Origin of the sequence: Ancylobacter dichloromethanicus (genome assembly GCF_018390645.1) — a bacterium.
In the GTDB taxonomy this organism is placed as follows: Bacteria; Pseudomonadota; Alphaproteobacteria; order Rhizobiales; family Xanthobacteraceae; genus Ancylobacter; species Ancylobacter dichloromethanicus.
The window spans coordinates 506,449-530,433 of record NZ_JAHBGC010000020.1; the positions used below are offsets into that span (position 1 = coordinate 506,449).

The 23,985-nt window shown below is 67.0% G+C and carries 19 protein-coding genes; 17 read left to right on the forward strand and 2 right to left on the reverse strand.

Going from position 1 to position 23,985, the window contains the following annotated elements; genetic code table 11:
• Positions 1-79: 79 nt before the first annotated feature.
• From KHC23_RS11100 to lpxB, 17 genes are all read left to right on the forward strand, one after another.
• Positions 80-1,303, forward strand: a complete 1,224-nt coding sequence (locus KHC23_RS11100) for a lipoprotein-releasing ABC transporter permease subunit (RefSeq protein ID WP_213373214.1) — start codon at positions 80-82, stop codon at positions 1,301-1,303.
• Between the two features lie 11 nt (positions 1,304-1,314).
• Positions 1,315-2,010 carry an ABC transporter ATP-binding protein gene (locus KHC23_RS11105; RefSeq protein WP_213372434.1) on the forward strand — a complete coding sequence of 232 codons (696 nt, stop codon included), beginning with the start codon at positions 1,315-1,317 and terminating at the stop codon, positions 2,008-2,010.
• A 374-nt stretch (positions 2,011-2,384) separates the two neighbouring features.
• The gene (dnaE, locus tag KHC23_RS11110) at positions 2,385-5,819 is read left to right on the forward strand and encodes a DNA polymerase III subunit alpha (protein ID WP_213372436.1); all 3,435 of its coding nucleotides are present in this window, start codon (positions 2,385-2,387) and stop codon (positions 5,817-5,819) included.
• Between the two features lie 156 nt (positions 5,820-5,975).
• On the forward strand, positions 5,976-6,815 hold the full coding sequence (locus tag KHC23_RS11115) for a sulfotransferase family protein (RefSeq protein ID WP_271188616.1): 840 nt from the start codon (positions 5,976-5,978) through the stop codon (positions 6,813-6,815).
• Between the two features lie 213 nt (positions 6,816-7,028).
• Positions 7,029-8,027 carry a 30S ribosomal protein S2 gene (locus KHC23_RS11120; RefSeq protein WP_213372438.1) on the forward strand — a complete coding sequence of 333 codons (999 nt, stop codon included), beginning with the start codon at positions 7,029-7,031 and terminating at the stop codon, positions 8,025-8,027.
• Between the two features lie 123 nt (positions 8,028-8,150).
• Entirely contained in the window at positions 8,151-9,074 is a 924-nt protein-coding gene (gene tsf / locus KHC23_RS11125) for a translation elongation factor Ts (RefSeq protein ID WP_213372441.1), read from the forward strand.
• 100 nt (positions 9,075-9,174) lie between these two features.
• Positions 9,175-9,906, forward strand: a complete 732-nt coding sequence (gene pyrH / locus KHC23_RS11130) for a UMP kinase (RefSeq protein WP_213372443.1) — start codon at positions 9,175-9,177, stop codon at positions 9,904-9,906.
• A gap of 127 nt (positions 9,907-10,033) precedes the next feature.
• Complete coding sequence (frr, locus tag KHC23_RS11135) at positions 10,034-10,597, forward strand: ribosome recycling factor (RefSeq protein WP_213373216.1); 564 nt, start codon at positions 10,034-10,036, stop codon at positions 10,595-10,597.
• 75 nt (positions 10,598-10,672) lie between these two features.
• Positions 10,673-11,407: an isoprenyl transferase gene (locus KHC23_RS11140; RefSeq protein WP_246544506.1), complete on the forward strand. Its 735-nt coding sequence runs from the start codon at positions 10,673-10,675 to the stop codon at positions 11,405-11,407.
• A gap of 33 nt (positions 11,408-11,440) precedes the next feature.
• Positions 11,441-12,232, forward strand: coding sequence for a phosphatidate cytidylyltransferase (locus tag KHC23_RS11145; RefSeq protein ID WP_246544507.1), 792 nt, complete (start codon positions 11,441-11,443; stop codon positions 12,230-12,232).
• 145 nt (positions 12,233-12,377) lie between these two features.
• Positions 12,378-13,523, forward strand: coding sequence for an RIP metalloprotease RseP (gene rseP, locus KHC23_RS11150; protein ID WP_213372447.1), 1,146 nt, complete (start codon positions 12,378-12,380; stop codon positions 13,521-13,523).
• 188 nt (positions 13,524-13,711) lie between these two features.
• Complete coding sequence (gene bamA / locus KHC23_RS11155) at positions 13,712-16,138, forward strand: outer membrane protein assembly factor BamA (RefSeq protein WP_213372449.1); 2,427 nt, start codon at positions 13,712-13,714, stop codon at positions 16,136-16,138.
• Between the two features lie 88 nt (positions 16,139-16,226).
• Positions 16,227-17,294 (forward strand): UDP-3-O-(3-hydroxymyristoyl)glucosamine N-acyltransferase, encoded by a 1,068-nt coding sequence (gene lpxD, locus KHC23_RS11160; protein WP_213372451.1) that lies wholly within the window; start codon positions 16,227-16,229, stop codon positions 17,292-17,294.
• Between the two features lie 4 nt (positions 17,295-17,298).
• Positions 17,299-17,787, forward strand: a complete 489-nt coding sequence (gene fabZ, locus KHC23_RS11165; protein WP_213372453.1) for a 3-hydroxyacyl-ACP dehydratase FabZ — start codon at positions 17,299-17,301, stop codon at positions 17,785-17,787.
• The gene (gene lpxA / locus KHC23_RS11170) at positions 17,784-18,617 is read left to right on the forward strand and encodes an acyl-ACP--UDP-N-acetylglucosamine O-acyltransferase (protein ID WP_213372455.1); all 834 of its coding nucleotides are present in this window, start codon (positions 17,784-17,786) and stop codon (positions 18,615-18,617) included. Before fabZ ends, lpxA begins: the two co-directional genes overlap by 4 nt.
• Before the next feature lie 30 nt (positions 18,618-18,647).
• Positions 18,648-19,496 (forward strand): LpxI family protein, encoded by an 849-nt coding sequence (locus KHC23_RS11175; RefSeq protein ID WP_213372457.1) that lies wholly within the window; start codon positions 18,648-18,650, stop codon positions 19,494-19,496.
• The gene (gene lpxB / locus KHC23_RS11180) at positions 19,493-20,674 is read left to right on the forward strand and encodes a lipid-A-disaccharide synthase (RefSeq protein ID WP_213372459.1); all 1,182 of its coding nucleotides are present in this window, start codon (positions 19,493-19,495) and stop codon (positions 20,672-20,674) included. Before KHC23_RS11175 ends, lpxB begins: the two co-directional genes overlap by 4 nt.
• A gap of 88 nt (positions 20,675-20,762) precedes the next feature.
• Here the strand turns inward: lpxB and gltA are convergent, their stop codons facing one another.
• Together gltA and gltX are read right to left on the reverse strand one after the other, a co-directional pair.
• The gene (gene gltA, locus KHC23_RS11185) at positions 20,763-22,073 is read right to left on the reverse strand and encodes a citrate synthase (protein WP_213372461.1); all 1,311 of its coding nucleotides are present in this window, start codon (positions 22,071-22,073) and stop codon (positions 20,763-20,765) included.
• Between the two features lie 239 nt (positions 22,074-22,312).
• Positions 22,313-23,749 (reverse strand): glutamate--tRNA ligase, encoded by a 1,437-nt coding sequence (gene gltX / locus KHC23_RS11190; RefSeq protein ID WP_213372463.1) that lies wholly within the window; start codon positions 23,747-23,749, stop codon positions 22,313-22,315.
• Positions 23,750-23,985: the final 236 nt, after the last annotated feature.

A 23,985-nucleotide genomic window follows, 5' to 3' on the forward strand; every position in this document is an offset into this window, starting at 1 on the left:
GGCAGCGAAGAGGGAGCCGGCGAAGGCACAGCCCGGCGGCGAGCCGACCGGCTCGAAGCCGTTCAGCGCCTTCGAATGGATGCTGTCGCTGCGCTATCTCAGGGCCCGCCGCAAGGAAGGCTTCATCTCGGTCATCGCCGGCTTCTCCTTTCTCGGCATCATGCTCGGCGTGGCGACGCTGATCATCGTCATGGCGGTGATGAACGGTTTCCGCACCGAATTGCTGTCGAAGATTCTCGGGCTTAACGGCCACATGCTGGTGCAGCCGATCGACGGGCCGCTGACCGATTACGACGCGGTCGCCAAGCGCATCGCCGGCGTGCCGGGCATCAAGCTGGCGGTGCCGCTGGTGGAAGGGCAGGCGCTGGCCTCGTCGGCCTTCAATGCGGGCGGCGTGCTGGTGCGGGGCCTTTCGGAGGCCAGCTTGCGGGCGCTGCCGGCCATCGGCTCCAATATCCGTACCGGTACACTGGACGGCTTCGACGAGGGCTCGGGGGTGGCCATCGGCAAGCGCCTCGCCGACCAGCTCTCGCTGCAGGCCGGCGACAATCTCACGCTCGTCGCGCCGCGCGGGGCGGTGACGCCGATGGGCACGACGCCGCGCATAAAGGTCTACAAGATCGCGGCGGTGTTCGAGATCGGCATGTCGGAATATGACAGCGCCTTCGTCTTCATGCCGCTGGCGGAAAGCCAGGCCTATTTCAACAAGGATGGCGACGTCACCGCCATCGAGGTCTATGTCGACAATCCCGACGATGTGGAGCGTTACCGTCCATTGGTGCAGGCGGCGGCGGAACGGCCGATCTATATCGTCGACTGGCGCCAGCGAAACGCCACCTTCTTCAACGCGCTGCAGGTCGAGCGGAACGTGATGTTCCTGATCCTGACGCTGATCGTCGTGGTGGCGGCGTTCAACATCGTCTCCGGCCTCAACATGCTGGTGAAGGACAAGGGCCGCGACATCGGCATCCTTCGCACCATGGGGGCCACGAGCGGGGCGATCATGCGCATCTTCCTCGTCACCGGCGCCGCCATTGGCGTGGTCGGCACGCTGGCCGGCTTCCTGCTGGGCCTTGTCGTGTGCCTCAATGTCGAGGAAATCCGCCAGTTCATCTCCTGGATCACCGCGACCGAGCTGTTTTCGCCCGAGCTCTATTACCTCAGCCGGCTGCCGGCCGAACTGAGCGTCGGCGAGACCGCGACCGTCGTGCTCATGGCGCTCGTCCTGTCCCTTCTCGCCCCGCTCTACCCGTCCTGGCGCGCCGCGCGCCTCGATCCGGTGGAAGCGCTGCGCTACGAATAGGAACGCGAGCCATGCCGACGACGTCCCCGCGGGCCGCTCTTCGCCTCGAAGGCATCGAGCGCCGCTACGTGCAAGGCGAGGGCAGGCTGGAGATCCTGCGCGGCGCGGATTTCGCGGTGATGGAAGGACAGTCGGTGGCGCTGGTCGCTCCCTCCGGCACCGGCAAGTCGACCCTTCTGCACATTGCCGGGCTGCTGGAGCACCAGGACGCCGGCGAGGTGTTCATCGGCGGCAACGCGACGGCCGGCCTGCCGGATGCCGAGCGCACCCGTATCCGCCGGGTCGATGTCGGTTTCGTCTACCAGTTCCACCACCTGCTGCCGGAGTTCTCGGCGCAGGAGAACGTCATGCTGCCGCAGATGATCCGCGGCCTGTCGCGCCGCGAGGCGGCGACGCGGGCGAAGGAACTGCTCGGCTATCTCGGCCTGGCCAAGCGCCTTGAACACCGTCCCGGCGAACTCTCCGGCGGCGAGCAGCAGCGTGTCGCCATCGCCCGTGCGGTGGCCAATGCGCCGCGCGTGCTGCTGGCGGACGAGCCGACCGGCAATCTCGACCCGCACACCGCCGACCACGTGTTTCATGCGCTGTCGCAGCTAGTGGAGGCGACGGGGCTGGCGGCGGTGATCGCCACCCACAATCTCGAACTCGCCTCCCGCATGCACCGCCGCGTGACGTTGCAGGAGGGGCAGGTCGTCGAACTCGTCTGACGAGGGATCGGCGACCGCGGTGCCCCCGACCCGAGCGCGGAACCGGGTCGTTTTCGATTCGTCAACCATGAACTGGAACGAAAGAAGAACAAGGATTGATTGTGGGGATTACGGGAGTCATGTTCTTCCTATGTTCTCAGGAGGTCGACATGATCCGTGTTCTCGTTCAGGAAGCCGCCGCTCTCGCATCGATCGCGCTGTTCGTCGCCATGATTGGCCTGTGGGCCGGCGTCATCACCGGCGTCTGACGCCTCCGGGGCTCGGGTCCGGGGGCAGCCCGGCCTGAGGACAGCGGGGAGCAACCCGCCTCATGGGTGGACGCCAGCCCGCCAGTTGCCCACCATCGATATCTCCGAGTCGCGAAAGGAACAGTAATGGCACAGGCCGATGTCGGGTTCGTTCATCTGCACGTCCATTCCTCCTTCTCGCTGCTGGAGGGCGCCCTCGGCATCGGCAAGCTCGCCGATCTCGCCAAGAAGGACCGCCAGCCCGCCATCGCGCTCACCGACACCGGCAATCTGTTCGGCGCGCTGGAATTTTCCGAGAAGATGGCCGGCGCCGGCATCCAGCCGATCCTCGGCTGCGCGCTGGCGGTGGATTTCCCCGGCCCGGCGCCGCGCGGCCCGGCCGGCATGGAGCGCCCGCGCATCGTTCTGCTCGCGGCCAGCGAGGAGGGCTGGAAGAACCTGATGGAGCTGGTCTCCCGCTCCTTTCTCGACACCGCCTCCGACGGCGCGCCGCATATCAAGGCCGACTGGCTGGAAGGAAGCCACACCGGCCTCATCGCCCTCACTGGCGGCCCCAACGGTCCCATCGACCGAGCGCTGGCGGCCGGCAGCGCCGACCATGCCGAGCAGAGGCTGAGCCAGCTGCGCGCGCTTTTCGGCGACCGTCTCTATGTCGAGATCCAGCGCCATGGCGTCGCCGAGGAGCGGCGCGTCGAGCCGGGCCTGATCGAACTGGCCTACCGGCTGGAACTGCCGCTGGTGGCGACCAATGAACCGTTCTTTGGCACGCAGGAAGATTACGAGGCGCATGACGCGCTCATCTGCATCGCGGAGGGCCGGCTCGTCGCCGAGGCGGATCGTCGCCAGCTCACGCCGGACCATCGTTTCCGTACCCGGGCGGAGATGGCGGCCCTGTTCGCCGATCTTCCGGAAGCCCTTGCGAACACGGTCGAAATCGCCCGGCGCTGCGCCTATCGCCCGCGCACGGTCAAGCCGATCCTGCCGCGCTTCACGCTCGACCGCGACGAGGCGGAGGAACTCCGCCTGCAGGCGGAGGAGGGGCTGCGCCACCGCCTCGCCGTCCATGGTCCGAGGGAAGGGCTGACCGTCACGGACTATGAGGACCGGCTCGCCTTCGAACTCGGCATCATCGAGAAGATGAAGTTCCCCGGCTACTTCCTGATCGTTGCCGACTTCATCAAATGGGCGAAGGCGCAGGGCATTCCGGTGGGGCCGGGGCGTGGTTCCGGCGCCGGCTCACTGGTCGCCTTCTCGCTGACCATCACCGATCTCGACCCGCTGCGCTTCGGTCTGCTGTTCGAACGCTTCCTCAATCCCGAGCGCGTGTCGATGCCCGACTTCGACATCGACTTCTGCCAGGAGCGGCGCGACGAGGTGATCCGCTACGTGCAGCAGCGCTACGGGCGCGATCAGGTGGCGCAGATCATCACCTTCGGTACGCTGCAGGCGCGCGGCGTGCTGCGCGACGTCGGCCGGGTGCTGGAAATGCCTTATGGCCAGGTCGACAAGCTGTGCAAGCTGGTGCCGCAGAATCCGGCCAACCCGGTAACGCTGAAGCAGGCCATCAATGACGAGCCGCGCCTGCAGGGCGAGAGCGACGCCAACCCGGTGGTGAAGCGCGCCTTCGACATCGCCACCCGGCTGGAGGGGCTCAACCGCCACGCCTCCACCCACGCCGCCGGCATCGTGATCGGTGACCGGCCGCTCGCCCGGCTGGTGCCGCTCTACCGAGACCCGCGCTCGGACATGCCGGTCACCCAGTACAACATGAAATGGGTCGAGCAGGCCGGGCTGGTGAAGTTCGACTTCCTCGGCCTCAAGACGCTGACCGTGCTGCAGACGGCGGTGCGCCTGGTCGCCCAGCGCGGCATCGCGCTCGACCTGTCGACCATCCCGCTGGACGACAAGAAGACCTACGACATGCTGACCCGCGGCGAGACGGTGGGCGTGTTCCAGGTGGAAAGCGCGGGCATGCGGCGCGCGCTGGTCGACATGAAGCCGGACCGGCTGGAGGACATCATCGCGCTAGTCGCGCTGTACCGTCCCGGGCCTATGGCCAACATCCCGGTCTATTGCGCGGTGAAGAACGGGCAGGAGAAGGCCGCCTACGCCCACCCGGCGCTGGAAGCCAGCCTGAAGGAGACGTATGGCGTCATCATCTACCAGGAACAGGTGATGCAGATCGCCCAGACGCTGTCGGGCTATTCGCTGGGCGAAGCCGACCTGCTGCGCCGCGCCATGGGCAAGAAGATTCGTGCCGAGATGGACAAGCAGCGCGAGCGCTTCGTCGACGGTGCGGTGGAGCGCGGGGTGCCGAAAGCCAAGGCCTCGGAGATATTCGACCTGCTCGCCAAATTCGCCGATTACGGCTTCAACAAGAGCCACGCGGCAGCCTATGCGCTGGTCTCGTACCAGACCGCCTACATGAAGGCGAACTATGCCACTGAGTTCATGGCAGCCTCCATGACACTCGACATGGGCAATACCGACAAGCTGGCGGAATTCCGCCAGGAATCGCAGCGCCTGGGCATAGAGGTGGTGCCGCCTTCGGTGAACCTGTCGGGCCGCGAATTCGCGGTCAGGGACGGGCGCATCCTCTACGCGCTCGCCGCCATCAAAGGGGTCGGCGTCCATGCGGTGGAGGCGATCGTCGAGGCGCGCGGCGAGCGGCCCTTCGCCAGCCTTGCCGATTTCGCCTCGCGCATCAACGCCAAGGCGCTGAACAAGCGCACCATGGAGAGCCTGGTCAACGCCGGTGCCTTTGACGCGCTGGAGAAGAACCGCGCGCGGGCGTCGGCGGCGATCGACGCCATTCTCGCCCATGCCGCTTCGGTGGGGGCGGAGGCCGCCTCGGGGCAGGGAAACATGTTTGGCGGGCCCTCGGTGGCGGCGGAACTGCCGATCCCCAATGCGGCGCCGTGGCTGCCGGCGGAAAAACTGCAGCGCGAATACGACGCCATCGGCTTCTTCCTCACCGGCCATCCGCTGGACGATTACGGCAAGGCGCTCGACCGCCTGCGCGTGCAGCGCTGGACCGACTTCACCCGTTCGGTACGCGCCGGCTCCATCGCCGGCCGCCTCGCCGCCACCGTGGTGAGCCGGCAGGAGCGCCGCACCAAGACCGGCAACAAGATGGGCATTGTCGGACTGTCCGACCCGTCGGGCCAGTTCGAGGCGGTGCTGTTCTCCGAGACGCTGGCGCAGTACCGGGAGTTGCTGGAGCCGGGAAAGGCGCTGCTGCTGCAGGTTTCGGCGGAATTGCAGGGCGAGGATGTGCGCGCCCGTATCCAGACGGCCGAGCCGCTCGACCAGGCGGCCTCGAAGATGCAGAAGGGCATGCGCGTGTTCCTGCGCTCGCCGCAGCCGCTGGACAGCGTTGCCGCGCGGCTGGGCTCGCTCGGCGGCGGGCGCGGCGACGGCGAGGTCTCGCTGGTGCTGCTGCTCGGCGAGCGCGGTGACACCGAGGTCGAGGTTAAGCTGCCGGGGCGTTTCAGCCTGTCGCCGCAGATTGCCGGTGCCCTGAAGGCGGTTCCCGGCGTCGAGATGGTCGAGATGGCGTAGAATTGCCGAATGTGTCCGATAGGTTTCAAGGTGTTGCCGGTTCATTTCCAAATGTTTTTTATGTAGTATCATGGAACCATTAAGTTCGTTTTCGCTTGATATCGACGCAAAACGGTTTCTCTTGCCGTCGATTGTCAGTGAAAGGCGACGAGATCAGTGGTATTTGAAGGCAGTCGGGCGCGTCGCGCCATTCTTGTGTTGGGTATGCACCGCAGCGGGACGTCGGCGCTGACCCGCACGATAAATCTCCTTGGAGCAGCCGCACCGCAGACGCTGCTCGCAGCAAGCGCCAGCAATGAGCGTGGTCATTGGGAGTCCGAGCCGATCGTCCGCCTCAATGACGAGATTCTCGCGGCGTGCGGCCATGCGTGGTTTTCGCGAGGCCGGATGAGGGTTGACCCTGCAGCGGTGACGCGGGCGAATGGCCTGTGGGATAGGTTGCGCGCGACGCTCGACAGCGAATTCGGCGATGCTTCCACGGTCGTTCTCAAGGATCCGCGCATCAGCCGCCTGGTGCCGCTCTACCGGGAAGCGCTGCAGCAGGCCGGCTACGAAGTCGTCTCGGTGCTCACCCTTCGCAATCCGCTGGAGGTGGCGCAGTCGATCGCGACACGAGACCGGCTTTCGGTGGAGCGCGCGTTGGAGACCTGGCTGCGCTACACGCTGGATGCCGAGCGCGCGACGCGCGGGACCGTGCGCGCGCTGGTGGCGTACGAGGCCCTGCTCGCCGACTGGCGCGGATGCACCGCTCGTATGAAGGCGCAACTCGGTGGCGAGTGGTTCGCGGTGACGCCGGAGATGGCGTCGGAGATCGACGCTTTCCTGTCACCCGGCCTGCGCCATCATACCCTTGATCTGCCGGCCGCCGGCTTCGGCCGGGCGGCCGTCGCCGGGCGGCTCTATCGCGACATGGTGGGTCGTCTTTCCGACCATCCTTCGGCCGTGCCTGGCGGGCTGGCGACGGGGCTGGCCAAGGCCTGTCTGGCTCTCAGGTAAGCGCTCCGGCGCCGGACTGCTGGCAAGCACGGGAAGCCGGGCTTGTCACTGCCGGCCCTGTCCCGTATAAGCCGCGCCATTCCGCACGCGGACTCGCGGCCGGAAGCCCCTCGTCATGACCTGATGGGTGGACTTCAGTGCCGCTCCGGTGCCGTAAGCCGAATTCCTCGGCACGGCCATGTCCGCGGAGGCCCAACCGGACGAGAAACGACAATGGCGCTCCCTGACTACTCCATGCGCCAGCTCCTGGAAGCTGGCGTGCACTTCGGGCATCAGTCCCACCGCTGGAACCCGAAGATGGCCCCGTTCATCTTCGGTACCCGCAACAACATCCATATCATCGACCTGGCCCAGACCGTGCCGGCGCTGCATCGCGCGCTGCAGGCGGTGTCCGACACCGTGGCCCGTGGCGGCCGCGTGCTGTTCGTCGGCACCAAGCGTCAGGCGGCCGATGCCGTGGCCGATGCGGCCAAGCGTTCGGCCCAGTACTATGTCAATTCCCGCTGGCTCGGCGGCATGCTGACCAATTGGAAGACCATTTCCCACTCCATCGCCCGCCTCAAGAAGCTCGAAGAGCTGCTCGCGGCCGGCGAGGGCGTCGGCTACACCAAGAAGGAGCGCCTGACGCTCCAGCGCGAGAAGGAAAAGCTCGATCGCGCGCTTGGCGGTATCCGTGACATGGGCGGCATTCCGGACCTGCTGTTCGTCATCGACACCAACAAGGAAGACCTCGCGGTCGCCGAGGCCCGCCGTCTCGGTATCCCGGTTGCGGCCATCCTCGACACCAATTGCGACCCGGACGGCATCGCCTTCCCGGTTCCCGGCAATGACGACGCCGGCCGCGCGATCAACCTGTATTGCGACCTCGTCGCCCGCGCCGCCATCGACGGCATCGGCCGCTCGCACGGTGATCTGGGCATCGACGTCGGTGCCGCCGAGGCCCCGCTGGTTGAGGACCTGCCGGCCGAGTCCACCTGGACGAGCCTGGAGGCTCTGTCCGGTCCGCGCGGCATTGCCGACGACCTGACGAAGCTGGCCGGCGTTTCTCCCGCCATCGAGAAGCAGCTGACCGATCTCGGCATCTTCCATTTCTGGCAGATCGCCGCCCTGAATGCGGACGACGCTCACCGCCTCGGTGAAGAGGTCGGCCTGCCGGGTCGCGTTGATGGCTGGGTGGCACAGGCCAAGGAGCTGACCGCCGAGGTCGAGTGACCACGGCGCCAGCTTCGCGAAGGCGTCACATTCCGGCGCCAAGCATTGTATCGCACGGCCGGCCCGGATTCCCTCCGGCCGGCCGTGTTGTCGATTGACACAGAGATCGTTGAGGAACGGAACATGGCCAACATCACCGCGGGCATGGTGAAGGAGCTGCGCGAGAAGACCGGCGCCGGCATGATGGACTGCAAGGCCGCGCTGACCGAGGTCGATGGCGACATCGAGGCCGCCATCGACTGGCTGCGCAAGAAGGGTCTCGCCAAGGCCGCCAAGAAGGCCGGGCGCGTGGCTGCCGAGGGTCTGATCGGCCTCGCCGTGTCGGGCACCACGGGCGTTGTCGTCGAGGTGAACTCCGAAACCGACTTCGTGGCGCGCAACGAGCAGTTCCAGCAGCTGGTGCGTGACATCGCCAACGTCGCGCTCGGCGCCGCCGACGACGTCGAGGCGGTCAAGGCGGCCGCCTATCCGGCCGGGGCCACGGTTGCCGACGCCATCAACACCGCCGTCGCCACCATCGGCGAGCACATGAACTTGCGTCGTTCGAAGAAGCTTGAGGTTTCGGCCGGCGTCATCGGCTCCTATGTCCACGGTTCGGTGGGCGAGGGGCTCGGCAAGATCGGCGTGCTGGTCGCGCTTGAATCGACCGGCAATGCGGATGAACTTGCCGCGCTGGGCCGCCAGATCGCGATGCATGTCGCCGCGGCCAACCCGCAGGCGCTCGACGCCGCCGGCATCGCCGACGACGTGGTCGCCCGCGAGAAGGGCGTGCTCGCCGAGAAGGCCAAGGCCTCCGGCAAGCCCGACAACGTGGTGGAGAAGATCGTCGAGAGTGGCCTGAAGACCTTCTACAAGGAAGTCACGCTGGTCGAGCAGGCCTTCATCCACGATCCGTCCAAGACGGTCGCGCAGGCGGTGAAGGAGAGCGAGGGCAAGGTCGGCGCGCCGGTCAAGATCGTCGCCTTCGTCCGCTTCGGCCTCGGCGAGGGCGTCGAGAAGCAGGAGAGCGACTTCGCCGCCGAAGTCGCCGCCGCTGCCGGCGTCTGAGCGTTGTTGAGTTGAAAAGTCACGCCGGGCCGCCCACGGGCAGTCCGGCGTGTTTTACTGTGCGCGCCATTCGCGAGTCGCGCCAAGCCGGAGGTGCCCCATGTCGATACCGGAACCGCACGGACCCATTTACGGGCGCGTCCTGGTGAAGGTGTCCGGAGAGGCGCTGATGGGGAACGAGGCGTTCGGCCTGCACTGGCCGACCATCGAGCACATCGCCGAAGATCTGGTGGAGGCGCGCGGGGCGGGAGCGGAAATCGCCGTGGTCGTCGGCGGCGGCAATATCCTGCGCGGCGCCAGCGTCGCGGGGCAGGGGCTCGACCGCGCCACCGCCGATCACATGGGCATGCTGGCGACGGTCATGAACGCGCTGGCGCTGGAGAAGGCGGTCGAGAAGGCCGGCGTTCCGGCCCGCACGCTCTCCGCCATCCCGATGCCGACCATTTGCGAGCCCTATGCCCGGCAGACCGCTTCGCGCCATCTGTCGCGCGGGCGGATCGTGCTGCTCGCCGGCGGCACCGGCAATCCCTATTTCACCACCGACACTGGCGCCGTGCTGCGCGCGGCGGAGCTGGAATGCGACGCGGTGATGAAGGCGACGAATGTGGACGGCGTGTACACGGCCGACCCCAAGCACGACCCGTCGGCCCGGCGCTACGAACGCCTGACCCATGACGAGGCGCTGGCCAAGGACCTGAAGGTAATGGACGCTGCTGCCTTCGCGCTGGCGCGCGAGGCCAAGCTGCCGATCGTGGTGTTCTCGATCCGCGAGCCGGGCGCCATCGCGGCGGCCATTCGCGGCGAGGGGCGCTCGACCACGGTCGCTCCCTGAGCCCGGTCGGTGCCGCGTGCGGAGGGCGCGCCGACGGTGTAGAGCTTGCCATGGGCGCCGTTAGGTTGGATAAGCCGCGACCGGCGCCCGTCGGCCTCGCGCCGGCTTTTGATGAATGAGGTTCGTGATGAGCACTGGTCCGATTGACATTTCCGATCTTAAGCGTCGCATGCAGGGCGCCGTTAACGTTCTGAAGACCGAGCTTTCGGGCCTGCGCACCGGCCGTGCTTCGGCCAGCCTTCTCGAACCGATTCAGGTGGATGCCTATGGCAGCCACATGCCGCTCAACCAGGTCGCTTCGGTCAACGTGCCGGAGCCGCGGCTGCTGTCGGTGCAGGTGTGGGACCGCGGCATGGTGGCGGCGGTGGAAAAGGCTATTCGCGACTCCAATCTCGGGCTCAACCCGCAGACCGAAGGCCAGGTTCTGCGCGTGCGCATCCCCGAGCTGACACAGGACCGTCGCCAGGAACTGGTCAAGGTCGCCCACAAATATGCCGAGGCCGCGCGGGTTTCCGTGCGCCATGTGCGCCGCGACGGGCTCGACACGATCAAGAAGGCCGAGAAAGACGGGGAGATGAGTTCTGACGATCTGGACCGTCTCGCCGATCAGGTTCAGAAGGCGACGGACCAGCTCATCGCCGAGATTGACCAGGTTCTGTCTGCGAAGGAAAAGGAAATCCTCGCGGTCTAGTCGGCCGGCGCCAGGGGGGGCACCGTGAACATTGCAAGGCGTGGTGAGGCATCCGCGGCCGCCATCGAGGCCGGTATGGGAGAGGCGACCCCGCCTTTGCCGATGCCGCGCCACGTCGCCATCATCATGGATGGCAATGGGCGCTGGGCGAAGAGCCATGGCCTGCCGCGATTCGAGGGGCATCGGCGCGGTGCCGAGGCGGTGCGTCGCGTCGTCGCCGACGCCAGGGATCTCGGCATCGAGGCGTTGACGCTCTACAGCTTCTCCAGCGAGAACTGGTCGCGCCCGAAGCAGGAGATCGGCGAGCTGATGGGGCTGCTGAAGCGCTTCATTCGCTCCGACCTCAAGGACCTTCACGCCAAGAATGTGCGCTTGAGGATCATCGGCGAGGGCCACCCAACCGATCCCGAGGTGCAGGGCCTGCTCGACGAGGCGCAGGCCCTGACCCGCGCCAATACCGGCGTCACCCTTACCGTCGCGTTCAATTACGGCGCCCGCAACGAGATGGCGCGCGCGGCGCAGGCGCTGGCCCGGCAGGTGGCGGCCGGCGAGCTTCGGGCCGAGGACATCACCCCCGCGCGTTTCGCCGAGGCGCTCGACACGGCGGGGCTGCCCCCGCTCGATCTGATGATCCGCACCAGCGGCGAGCAGCGGTTGTCCAATTTCCTGCTCTGGCAGGCGGCGTACGCGGAGCTGGTGTTCCTGCCGGTGTTCTGGCCGGATTTCGATCGTAGCTGGCTCGAACGCGCGCTCGGCGAATACGGACGGCGCGAGCGCCGCTTCGGCGGTGTCGAAGCGGGCGAAAGCTGAGCCGTGCGGATTGGTGAGGATTTTCTGCCGCGATTGGGTTCGGCGCTGGTGCTGGGGCCGTTCGTCGTGCTGGTGGCGGTGTATGGCGGCTGGGGTTTCAGCGCGCTGGTGGCCGTGGCATCCATTGTCATTCTGTGGGAATGGCTCCGCATGATCGGGGCGAAGCCACGTACGCCGCTCCTTGTCATCGGGGCGGCGACGCTGGTCGTGGCGATTCTGCTGCTCGCCATCCGGCCCCCTCCTGTCGCCATCGGGATGGTGGTGCTCGGCGCCATTACCGCGGCGCTCGTCGCGCGCTCGAATCCGGAGCGGCGCACATGGGCGCCCTTCGGGGTGGTCTATGCCGGCGCGCTGGCGTTGCCCGCCATCGTCCTGCGCGAGGACGCCGCCTTCGGGCTTGTCAGCCTCGTCTGGCTGTTCGCCGTGGTCTGGTCGACCGACATCGCCGCCTATTTCTGCGGCCGCCTTGTGGGCGGGCCCAAGCTGTGGCCGCGGGTCAGCCCCAACAAGACCTGGGCCGGGACCCTCGGCGGCACCTTCTTCGGCATGTTGGCCGGCATGGCGACATTATATCTGGCCGGGGTCGAATCGGCGCTGCTGGCGGCGCCGATGGCGTTGCTCGCCAGCCTCGCCAGCCAGGGCGGCGACCTGTTCGAATCGGCGATGAAGCGACACTTCGGGACGAAGGATTCCAGCCAGCTCATTCCCGGCCATGGCGGGCTGATGGATCGCCTCGACGGCTTCGTCGCGGCGGCCGCGCTGGTGCTGCTGATCGGGTTGATTCGAGCCCCCGGCGCCCCCGCTCAGGGCATGCTGCTGTGGTGAGCGGCGCCGCCGCGGCACGGCCGCGACCGATTCGCCGGGCGCCGCGAATTTTGAGCATCGGCGCGCCGCTTGCTCAAGTTCGCCTTAAAGGCGCCCTATGCAACACGAGGTGTGCCGCGCGGGGCGCCCGTCTGGGAAATCGCTGATGGAACTTCTTGCCTCTATGGGCGGCAATGCGAGCTGGCTGCTCGGCTATGTCGTGCCGTTTCTGTTCGTGCTGACGATCGTCGTGTTCTTCCACGAGCTTGGCCATTTCTGGGTCGCGCGGCGGGCCGGGGTGAAGGTGGTGGCGTTCTCGATCGGCTTTGGCCCGGAGATCGTCGGCTTCAACGACCGGCACGGCACGCGCTGGAAGCTGTCGGCGATTCCGCTTGGCGGCTACGTCAAGTTCCTCGGCGACGAGAACGCGGCCAGCGCCCCGGATCGCGACGCGCTTGGGCACATGAGCGAGGCGGACCGCCGCGAGAGCTTCTTCCACAAGCCGGTGGGTGCGCGGGCGGCCATCGTCGCCGCCGGGCCGATTGCCAATTTCATCCTGGCGATCGTCATCTTCGCCGGCCTGTTCATGACGGTGGGTCGGCAGGTGACGACGCCTCAGGTCGACGCCGTGCAGGCCGGCAGCGCCGCCGAGCGCGCCGGCTTCCAGCCGAACGACGTGATTCTGGCGATCAACGGCACGCCGATCGATTCCTTCGGCGACATGCAGCGCATCGTCAGCGCCAATGCCGGGGAGCAGCTCGCGGTTGAGGTCGAGCGCGGCGATCAGCGGCTCACCCTGGAAGCGACGCCGGATCTGCGCGAGGTGACCGACACCTTCGGCAATGTTCACCGCATCGGCGTGCTCGGCATTTCCCGCGATACCGGGGGAGGGCAGGTGCGCACGGAGCGATTCGGCCCGGTTCAGGCCGTGACCATGGCGACCCAGGAAGTGTGGTTCATCGTCGACCGCACCTTCAGCTATCTCGGCGGCGTGGTGACCGGGCGCGAGCGGGCCGATCAGCTTGGCGGGCCGATCCGGATCGCTCAGGTTTCGGGCCAGGTGGCGACCTTCGGAATGGCCGCTCTGCTGCAGCTTGCGGCGGTTCTCTCGGTCTCGATCGGACTTCTTAACCTCTTTCCGGTACCGCTTCTCGACGGTGGACATCTGCTTTTCTACGCCATCGAGGCGCTGCGCGGCCGGCCGCTCAGCGAGCGGGCGCAGGAGATGGGTTTCCGCATCGGACTTGCGCTGGTACTGATGCTGATGCTGTTCGCGACGTGGAACGATATTCTCAATATATCAAAATCTTGAGCCACATTCGGGGCGGCGTTGCCGAGGCGCCACGCCGTCCGGAAAAGGCATGGAAAGCGGCAGGTCCCGTTTGCAGGCTCTGGAAAAGTCTGTATCAAACGGAGTGCAGGGTGAGGAGTGTCATCGGGTGCGCACCTTCGGGCGCGCAACCGGTCGTCTCCCAGAACAACGGTAAGGTTGCGCACCAAATGGCTGGTTCCCGGTTCTTGAGTAGATTGGCCTCGGTGGTCGGCGTCGCCCTGCTGGTGGCCGTCGGCGGCGTCTCCGGAGCCGTCATGGCGCCCGGGGCGGCCATGGCACAGTCGGCAAGTTCGATCGTCGTCGAGGGAAATCAGCGCGTCGATGCCGATACCATCCGTTCGTACTTCCAGACCGCTCCGGGCCAGTCGCTGACGCCGGCCAAGATCGACGAGGCGCTGAAGTCGCTCTACGCCACGGGCCTGTTCTCCGATGTCACGATCAGCCACCGCGGTGGCCGTATGGTCGTGTCGGTCGTCGAGAATCAGGTGATCAACCGGGTGGCGTTCGAGGGCAACAAGAAGGTCAAGGACGACCAGCTGGCGCTCGAAGTGCAGTCCAAGGCGCGCAGCCCGCTTTCCAAGACGACGGTGCAGGCGGACACGCAGCGCATTATCGACGTCTATCACCGCGCCGGACGCTACGACGTGCGCGTCGAGCCCAAGGTCATCGAGCGCGGCCAGGGGCGTGTCGATCTGGTGTTCGAGATCACCGAAGGCGACAAGCTTGGCGTCGCCGAGATCAAGTTCGTCGGCAACAAGGCGTTCTCGGCCTACAAGCTGAAGGACGAGATCACCACCACGGAGACCAACTGGCTCTCCTGGCTCAAGAATACCGACATTTATGACGTCGACCGCATCAACACCGACCAGGAGTTGCTGCGCCGCTTCTATCTGAAGCACGGCTATGCCGACTTCCGCATCATCTCGGTGACGGCGGATCTCGACCGCCAGCGCGACGGCTTCATTCTCACCTATGTGGTCGAGGAAGGCCCGCAGTACCGCGTCGGCACGGTTGATGTCGTCTCCGGCATCAAGGATGTGGATATTGCCGACCTGCGCGCGGCCCTGCGTGTCGCGCCCGGCCAGGTTTACAATGCCGAGTTGGTCGAGAAATCGGTCGAGAACGCCACGATCGAGGTGTCCAAGGCGGGTTACGCCTTCGCCCAGGTGCGTCCGCGCGGCGACCGTAATGTCGAGACCCGCACCATTTCGCTGGTGTTCGCGGTGGAAGAGGGCCCGCGCGTCTATGTCGAGCGCATCGAGATTCGCGGCAACACCCGCACCCGCGACTGGGTCATCCGGCGCGAGTTCGATTTCGCCGAAGGCGATGCCTATAATCGCGTGCTGGTCGACCGCGCCGAACGCCGCCTGCGCAATCTCGGCTACTTCAAGGATGTGAAGATCACCAACGAGCCGGGCACCGCGCCCGACCGCATCATTCTGGTGGTGACGGTCGAGGATCAGCCGACCGGCGAGTTCTCGGTCTCGGGCGGCTACTCGACGACGGACGGCTTCATCGGCGAAGTGGCGATCTCGGAGAAGAACTTCCTCGGTCGCGGCCAGTATGTCCGTCTTGCCGGCCAGCTCGGCGAGAACGTGCAGGGCGCCGACTTCAGCTTCACCGAGCCGTATTTCCTCGATTACCGGATGGCGGCAGGTTTCGACCTGTTCTGGAAGACCACCAGCGCCACCAGTTACAGCCAGTACGACACCGAGACGGCTGGCGGAACGCTGCGCGTCGCCCTGCCGCTGACCGACGAGCTGACGCTCGGCCTGCGCTACATGCTGTCGCAGAAGGAGATTTCGGTCAGCTTCGAGGACGAGGTCTACAACGACGTGTCCTGGGCACTGCTCGAGATCAACAATGAGTCGATCCTCACTTCGGCCGTGGGCTACACGCTGTCCTACAACATGCTGGACAACAACAAGAACCCGTCCAACGGCTATCTGCTGGAACTGAAGCAGGACTTCGCCGGCCTCGGTGGCGACACCAACTATATCCGCACCACCTTCGATGCGCGCTACTACATGCCGGTTGTCGGCGACGCGGTGATGCTGTTCCGCGGCCAGGCGGGTAATGTCTCTTCCTGGGGCAATGAGGACCTGCGCATCACCGACAACTTCTTCAAGGGCCCCGACCTCGTTCGCGGCTTCGCCCCGAACGGCATCGGTCCGCGCGATCTGGCCTCCGGCCAGTTCGGGGAGGACATGGACGCGCTCGGCGGCACCATGTTCTGGGGTGCGACGGCGGAGCTGCAGTTCCCGCTTTCCTTCCTGCCCAAGGATTTCGGTCTGAAGTTCGCGGTCTTCGCCGATGCCGGTTCGCTGTGGGACTATCAGGGCAATACGACCTTCCGGAACATCAATGGCTGGGAGGATAACCTCGTGGACTGCAGCGCGCTTCGGAGTTCGTCGACGCAGGGTTTGGCCAATGTCTGCGTCGCCGACAGCGACCTGATCCGCTCCTCGGCCGGTATCAGCCTGATCTGGCAGTCGCCCTTCGGCCCGCTGCGCTTCGATTATGCCTGGGCGCTGACCAAGGAATGGTACGACGAGGTGCAGGAGTTCCGCTTCAGCGGCGGCACCAGCTTCTGATAAGCTCCTCCGCATTGTTCGGCACAGCGGTCCGGTCATCCGGGCCGCTTGTGCGTTCGGGAACCGGAACGGCAGTCGACTGGCGGCGATGAACGATCCCTTCTTCCATCCGGCGCCCGCGCCGCTCACTCTCGGCGAGGTCGCGGCGCTCGCGGGCGCGGCGGTGCCCGGGGAGGCGGCCGCGGTCCGCACGATCAGCGGCGTCGCCTCGCTTGAAGAGGCTGGCCCGACCGATCTCACTTTCGTGGACGGCGCCCGCAACGTGCCGGCGCTGCGCGAGACGCGGGCCGGCGCCTGCTTCGTCACGGAACGCTTCGCATCCCATGTGCCGGAGGGCACGGTCGCGCTGCGCGTGGGCAAGCCGCACATGGCCTTCGTTGCGGTGGCGCGCCGGCTCTACGAGGCCAGCCTGCGCCCGGCCTCGATGTTCGGCCAGGCCGGCGTCGCGAGCGGGGCGATGGTGCATCCGCTGGCGCGGCTGGAGGCCGAGGTGACGGTCGATCCCGGCGCCGTCATCGGCCCGGGCGCGGAAATCGGCGGCGGCACTGTCATCGGCTCGGGCGCCGTAATCGGGGCGGGGGTGCGCATCGGCCGCAACTGCGCCATCGGCGCCGGGGCGACGCTGCAGCACGCTCTGGTCGGCGATCGCGTGATCGTGCATCCCGGGGCCCGGATCGGGCAGGACGGATTCGGCTATGTCGGCGGGGCGAAGGGCCACGCCAAGGTGCCGCAGATCGCGCGGGTGATCCTGCAGGACGACGTCGAGATCGGCGCCTCGACCGCGATCGACCGTGGCGGCCTGCGCGACACGGTGATCGGTGAGGGTACCAAGATCGACAATCTGGTGCAGATTGCGCACAACGTGGTAATCGGGCGTCACTGCATCGTCGTCTCGCAGACCGGCATTGCCGGCAGCGCGACCTTGGGCGATTTCGTGATGCTGGGCGGCCAGGTCGGTGTGATCGGCCATGTCCGCATCGGCGACGGGGCGCGCATCGCCGCGACCAGCAATGTGAAGGACGATGTGCCGCCGGGCGTTGAATGGGGCGGCTCGCCGGCCAAGCCGATGCGCGACTGGTTCCGTGAGGTGATGGCAGTCCAGCGCCTCGGCCGCGGCGAGATCGCTGGCCGGCGCGGCGAACAACAGGGGCAGTAGAGGAATGGACGTGCAGGTGGAAGCCGCAGTTGAAACCACGGCGCTGGGCGCCGCCGACATTCAGCGCATACTGGCGACGCTGCCGCACCGCTATCCGTTTCTCATGGTCGACAAGATCATCGGTATCGAGGGCGACAAGAAAGCCGTCGGCATCAAGAACGTGTCGGCAAACGAGCCGCATTTCCAGGGCCATTTCCCTGATAACCCGGTGATGCCCGGCGTGCTCATCCTCGAAGGCATGGCGCAGACCGCCGGCACCATCTGCCTGCTCGACCGGCCCGAGGACGGTGCGCCCTCGCTGGTCTATTTCATGACCATCGACAAGGCCAAGTTCCGCAAGCCGGTGCTGCCGGGTGACGTGCTCGAATATCACATGACGCAGATGACGAAGCGGCGGAACATGTGGTGGTTTCGTGGTGAGGCGAAGGTCGACGGACAGATCGTCGCCGAGGCCGAAGTCGGCGCGATGATCGCCCGCGGTGAGCGTAAATGAGCGGCTCTGAGGTGAAGATCGATCCGCTGTCGCGCGTCGAGCAGGGCGCTGTGCTGGGGGCGGGGGTCGAGATCGGCCCGTTCTGCACCGTGGGTGCGGATGTGGTGCTGGGGGCGGGCGTGAAGCTCGTCTCCCACGTGGCCATCGGTGGGCACACCACCATTGGCGAGGGGGCCGCGGTCTACCCGTTCGCGTCGCTGGGCTTCGCGCCCCAGTCGCTCGGCTATAAGGGCGAACCGTCGCGGCTGGTGATCGGGCGCAATTGCACCATTCGCGAGCATGTCACGATGAATGGTGGAACGGCGGGCGGCCATATGGAGACGGTGGTCGGTGACAACGGCTTCTTCATGGTGAACAGCCATGTCGCGCATGACTGCATCGTCGGCGACAACGCGATTTTCGCCAACAATGCCACGTTGGCGGGCCACGTGACGGTGGGAAGCAACGTCTTCCTGGGAGGCATGGCGGCGATCCACCAGTTCGTGCGCATCGGCGACAACGCCATTGTCGGGGGCCTGTGCGGGCTGCAGCATGACCTCATTCCGTTCGGCGCCATGATCTATGGCCGCAGCGGGCTTGGCGGGCTGAACATTATCGGCATGAAGCGGCGCGGCTTTACCCGGCCGCAGATTCACGCGCTGCGTGCGGCCTATCGCGAGCTGTTCTATTCCGGCGGCACGCTGGGCGAGCGCGCCGCACGCGTGGCGGCGGATTTCGGCGATGATGCGAATGTCATGCACATCGTCAATTTCATCCGCAATGGCGCCAAGCGCCGCCTCACCGTGCCCGCTGACGCGGCCGACCATGTCGCCGAGCCGGAAGCCGCCTGAGGCTCTGCCGGCAAAGGGGAGGGCGGGCCGATGAATGCGCCGCTGGCCATCATTTGCGGCGGCGGGGCCTTTCCTCTCGCCGTGGCCGAGGCGGCACGCAGGGCCGGGCGCCAAGTCGTGCTGTTTCCGGTACGCGGCTTTGCCGACACCTCCGTCGAGGGGTGGCCTCATGTGTGGATCCAGATCGGCCGTTTCGGCTTCCTGAAGCGTGAGATGCGTCGCCTCGGCTGCCGCGACGTCGTGTTCATCGGTAATGTGCTGCGCCCGCGCATCCGCGACATCCGTTTCGACTGGACGACGCTGAAGCTTCTGCCGCTCGCCTTTTCGATGCTGCGCGGTGGCGACGATCACCTGCTGACCGGGGTTGGCCGGCTGTTCGAGGAAGCGGGGTTCCGCCTCGTTGGCGCGCATGAGATCGCCCCGGACATTCTGGTTCCCGCCGGCCAGCTCGGCGCCGTGGCGCCGGAGCGTCGGGCGATGGATGACATCGCGCAGGGGCGCAGGGCGCTGGCGGTGATGGGGCCGCTCGATATCGGACAGGGGCTGGTGGTGATGAACGGCCATGTCGTCGCCGTGGAGGCAGCGGAGGGCACCGATCTCATGCTGGCCCGGGTCGCCGAGTTGCGGGCCAACGGCCGGATCAAGGCACCGGCCCGCTGCGGGGTGCTTGTGAAGCAGCCGAAGGCGGGGCAGGATCGGCGGTTCGACCTGCCCTCTCTCGGCGCGCGCACGGTGGAGGGCGTTTCCCGGGCGGGGCTGGCGGGCATCGCCGTCGAGGCCGGCGGCGTCATCGTCGCCGATGCCGGCGAACTGGTGCGGGCCGCCGACCGGGCGGGGATCTTCATTGAAGGCTTCACGCGTGAGGGGGTCGAGACGTGACGGGCGGGTTTGAGCCGCTCGACGTGTTCATCGTCGCCGGCGAGGAATCGGGCGACTCGCTCGGCGCTGGCCTGATGGCGGAATTGAAGACGCTCCACGCCGGCGAGGTGCGGTTTCGCGGCGTCGGCGGTGCGCGCATGCAGGCACACGGGCTGGCCGAGCTCTTCCCCATGGAGGACATCACCGCGATGGGCTTCGCGCAGGTGATCGGGGGCCTGCCGCGCATCCTGCGACGCATGCGGCAGGTAACGGAGGCGATCCTCGCCCGGCCGCCGGACATTCTGGTGATGGTGGATGCGCCCGATTTCACCCACCGCGTCGCGCGCCGGGTGCGGGCGCGGCTGCCGACGCTGCCGATCGTGAAATATGTCGCCCCCACCGTGTGGGTGTGGCGGCCGGGCCGGGCCAAAGCGATGACGCCGGATTTCGACCGGGTGCTGGCGGTGCTGCCGTTCGAGCCGCAGGCGATGCATGAACTGGGCGGACCGCCCACCACCTATGTCGGGCACCCGTTGCTGGGCGAACTCGGCCGGCTGCGGCCAAACGCGGAGGAAGCGGACCGGCGCGAGGCGTCGCCACCGGTGCTGCTGGTGCTGCCGGGCAGCCGGCGGGCGGAACTGGCCCGGCTGGGCGCGCCCTTCGGCGAGGTGCTGGGGCGTTTGCGGCAGCGCGCGCCGGAGCTGGAGGTGGTGCTGCCAACCTTGCCGCGGCGGCTGGCGCAGGTCGAGCAGCTCGTCGCCTCATGGCCGGCGAAGCCGCGTATCGTGGTCGGCGACGAGGAGAAGCGCGCTGCCTTCCGTGTCGCGCGGGCTGCGCTTGCTGCCTCCGGCACGGTGACGCTGGAACTGGCGCTGGCCGGTATTCCGACCGTGGCCGCCTACAAGGTGCCGTGGCTGGAGGGGCGAATCCTGCCTTATGTTCTCCGCGTGAAGACCGCCATCCTGCCCAATCTCGTTCTCGGCGAGGCGGCTGTGCCGGAATATCTGCAATGGCATATCGATCCGCTGGCGATGGCGGCGCAGCTGGCGCGGCTGATCGAGGGCGGGCCGGAGCGGCAGGCGCAACTGGCCGCCTTCGCCCGGCTCGACGTGGTGATGGGCGAGGGCGACGCGCCCCCAAGCCGGCGCGCGGCAGGGGTGGTGCTGGAGACGCTGGCGGCCCGACGCCGAGCGATGTGAGCCGGAGCGAAACGCCGGGAGCCAGATACGAAAATCCCCGCGCTCCTTGCCGGAGGCGGGGATTTTCTGCTCTGGCGGGCGGGCGCGCCTATTTGCGGCGGGCGATCGGGATGTAGTCGCGCTGGGTAGCGCCGGTGTAGAGCTGGCGCGGACGGCCGATGCGCTGGCTCGGATCCTCGATCATCTCCTTCCACTGGCCTATCCAGCCTACGGTGCGCGCGAGAGCGAACAGCACGGTGAACATGGAAGTGGGGAAGCCGAGCGCGCGCAGCGTGATGCCGGAGTAGAAGTCGATGTTCGGGTAGAGCTTGCGCTCGACGAAATACTCGTCCTGCAGGGCGATGCGCTCCAGCTCGACCGCGATGTCGAGCAGCGGGTCGTCCTTGATGCCGAGCTCGCCGAGCACTTCATGGCAGGTGCGCTGCATGATCTTGGCGCGCGGGTCGTAGTTCTTGTAGACCCGGTGGCCGAAGCCCATCAGGCGGAACGGATCGTTCTTGTCCTTGGCGCGGTTGATGAATTCGGGAATGCGGTCAACCGAGCCGATCTCGCCGAGCATCTTGAGCGCGGCCTCGTTGGCGCCGCCATGGGCGGGCCCCCACAGGCAGGCAATGCCGGCGGCGATGCAGGCGAAGGGATTGGCGCCGGACGAGCCGGCGAGGCGCACGGTCGAGGTCGACGCGTTCTGCTCGTGGTCGGCGTGCAGGATGAAGATGCGGTCGATGGCGCGCGAGAGGATCGGGTTGACCTTGTACTCCTCGCAGGGGACCGAGAAGCACATGCGCAGGAAGTTCGAGGCGTAGTCGAGTTCGTTCTTCGGATAGACGAAAGGCTGGCCGATCGAATATTTATACGCCATCGCCGCCAGGGTCGGGATCTTCGCGATCATCCGGATCGAGGCGATCATGCGCTGTTGCGGATCGGAGATGTCGGTGCTGTCGTGGTAGAAGGCCGACAGCGCGCCGACGGAAGCAACCAGTACCGACATCGGATGGGCGTCGCGGCGGAAGCCGTGGAAGAACCGGCTCATCTGCTCGTGCACCATGGTGTGGCGCGTCACGCGGTAGTCGAAATCCGCCTTCTGGGCGGCGGTCGGCAGCTCGCCATAAAGCAGCAGGTAGCAGGTTTCCAGGAAGTCGCCGGGCTCGGCCAGCTGTTCGATCGGGTAGCCGCGGTAGAGAAGGACGCCCTCGTCGCCGTCGATATAGGTGATCTGGCTTTCGCAGGAGGCGGTCGAGGTGAAGCCGGGATCGTAGGTGAACTTGCCGGTCTGGCCGTACAGCTTGGCGATGTCGATCACATCCGGCCCGATGGTGCCGTTCAGTATCGGAAGCTCCCAGCTCTCATCGCCAATGGTGAGCGTGGCAGATTTTGGCGCGTTGCTTTGGCTGGCGTCCATGCGGGGTCTCCCTGAACCTAGGAACCGGATCTGAAACGGATCGCGTCTTTGCGGGGGGCCACGCCTGCCTTTCGGCACTGTGCATCGGAGACGGGGGATGTCTCGCTGCGGCCCATGCCCAAAGTCGTAGCGGTTTCGATCCGCCCTCGCAAGCGCAGCGAAATCGGTGCCGCAATGCGGCCGATGGCCCGGCGCGAAACTGTTTCATCGGCGCGCTGGCCCCGTGCTAGAACCACACTTCACGCCTGCGTGGCGGCGCCCGTCTGGTCGGCGATCCGGGCCAGCGATTCGTCCCGGCCGATTACGGCGAGCACGTCGAAAATGCCGGGCGAGGTGGTCTTGCCGGTCACGGCGGCGCGCAGCGGCTGCGCCAGCATGCCGAGTTTCACGCCCTGCGCCTCGGCCACGGCGCGGACTGCGGCCTCGGTCTCCGCCGCGTTCCACTCGCTCACCGCGGCGAGCGCCACCGCCGCCGCCGCCAGCAGTCGGCGGGCGTCATCGGTGAGCAAAGCCTGCGCTTTCTCTTCGAAGGGAAGCGGTCGCGCGCGCCAGATATAGGATGCGCTTTCAATAAGTTCGATAAGAGTCTTGGCACGCTCCTTGAGCCCGGGCATGGCCGCCAGCAACTGCGCCCGGCGAGGCGGCGTGAGCGCGGCGGCGATCTCGGCGCCGCCGGGAATATGGGCGAGCAGCGTGTCGATCGCGTCCATCAACTCGGCGTCCGGCGTCGAGCGGATATAGACGCCGTTGATGCTCTCCAGCTTGGCGAAGTCGAAACGTGCCGCCGAACGGCCGATCCGGTCGAGGTCGAAGAGCCGCGTCATCTCCTCGGTGGAGAAGAACTCCTGGTCGCCATGGCTCCAGCCGAGACGTACCAGATAGTTGCGCAGGGCCGCGGGCAGGTAGCCCATGGCGCGGTAAGCATCCACCCCGAGCGCGCCGTGGCGCTTGGAGAGCTTGGCGCCGTCCGGCCCATGGATCAGCGGGATGTGCGCCATCTTCGGCACCTCCCAGCCCAGTGCATGGTAGATCTGCGTCTGGCGCGCGGCATTGGTGAGGTGATCGTCGCCGCGGATGATGTGGGTGACGTTCATGTCGTGGTCGTCAACCACCACCGAAAGCATGTAGGTCGGCGTGCCGTCCGAGCGCAGCAGCACGAGATCGTCGAGGTCCTTGTTCGGGAACACCACGCGGCCCTGCACGAGGTCGTCAATGACCGTCTCACCCTCGGTTGGCGAGCGGAGGCGAAACACTGGCTTGCGGTCGGCGGGGGCTTCGGACGGGTCGCGGTCGCGCCAGCGCCCGTCATAGCGTGGCGGGCGGCCTTCCTTGCGGGCGATGTCGCGCATTTCCTCGAGTTCGGCTGCCGAGGCGTAGCAGGGATAGGCGCGTCCCGCGGCGATCATCCTCTCCACCGCCTCGCGGTGCCGCTCGGCGCGCGCGAACTGATAGATGACGTCGCCCGACCAGTCGATGCCCAGCCATTTCAACCCATCGATGATGGCGTCGATCGCCTCCGGCGTCGAGCGCTGGCGGTCGGTGTCCTCGATGCGCAGGAGCATCGTGCCGCCCTTGGCCCGGGCATAGAGCCAGTTGAACAGCGCGGTGCGCGCCCCGCCAATATGCAGGAAGCCGGTGGGCGAGGGGGCGAAGCGGGTAATGACGGTCTCGGACATGTCTCTTCCGTCTGCGCCGTAAGGGCGGCGTCGAGCGTGGCGGGCGCGGACGGTGCGTGTACCATAGGTGTGCGACGGGGGAAAAGCGCGGCTTTCCGGCTGCCCGGCGCGGGGGCCGCCAGGGGGGCGGCGCGGGCGGGAACGCGGGGGACATGCAGGTGCCGCCGCAGCAGCAACCAGGGGACGGCGCGCCGCGCCGGCGGGCGCGGGCGGCGGCGCTTGCGCTTGGCGTTCCC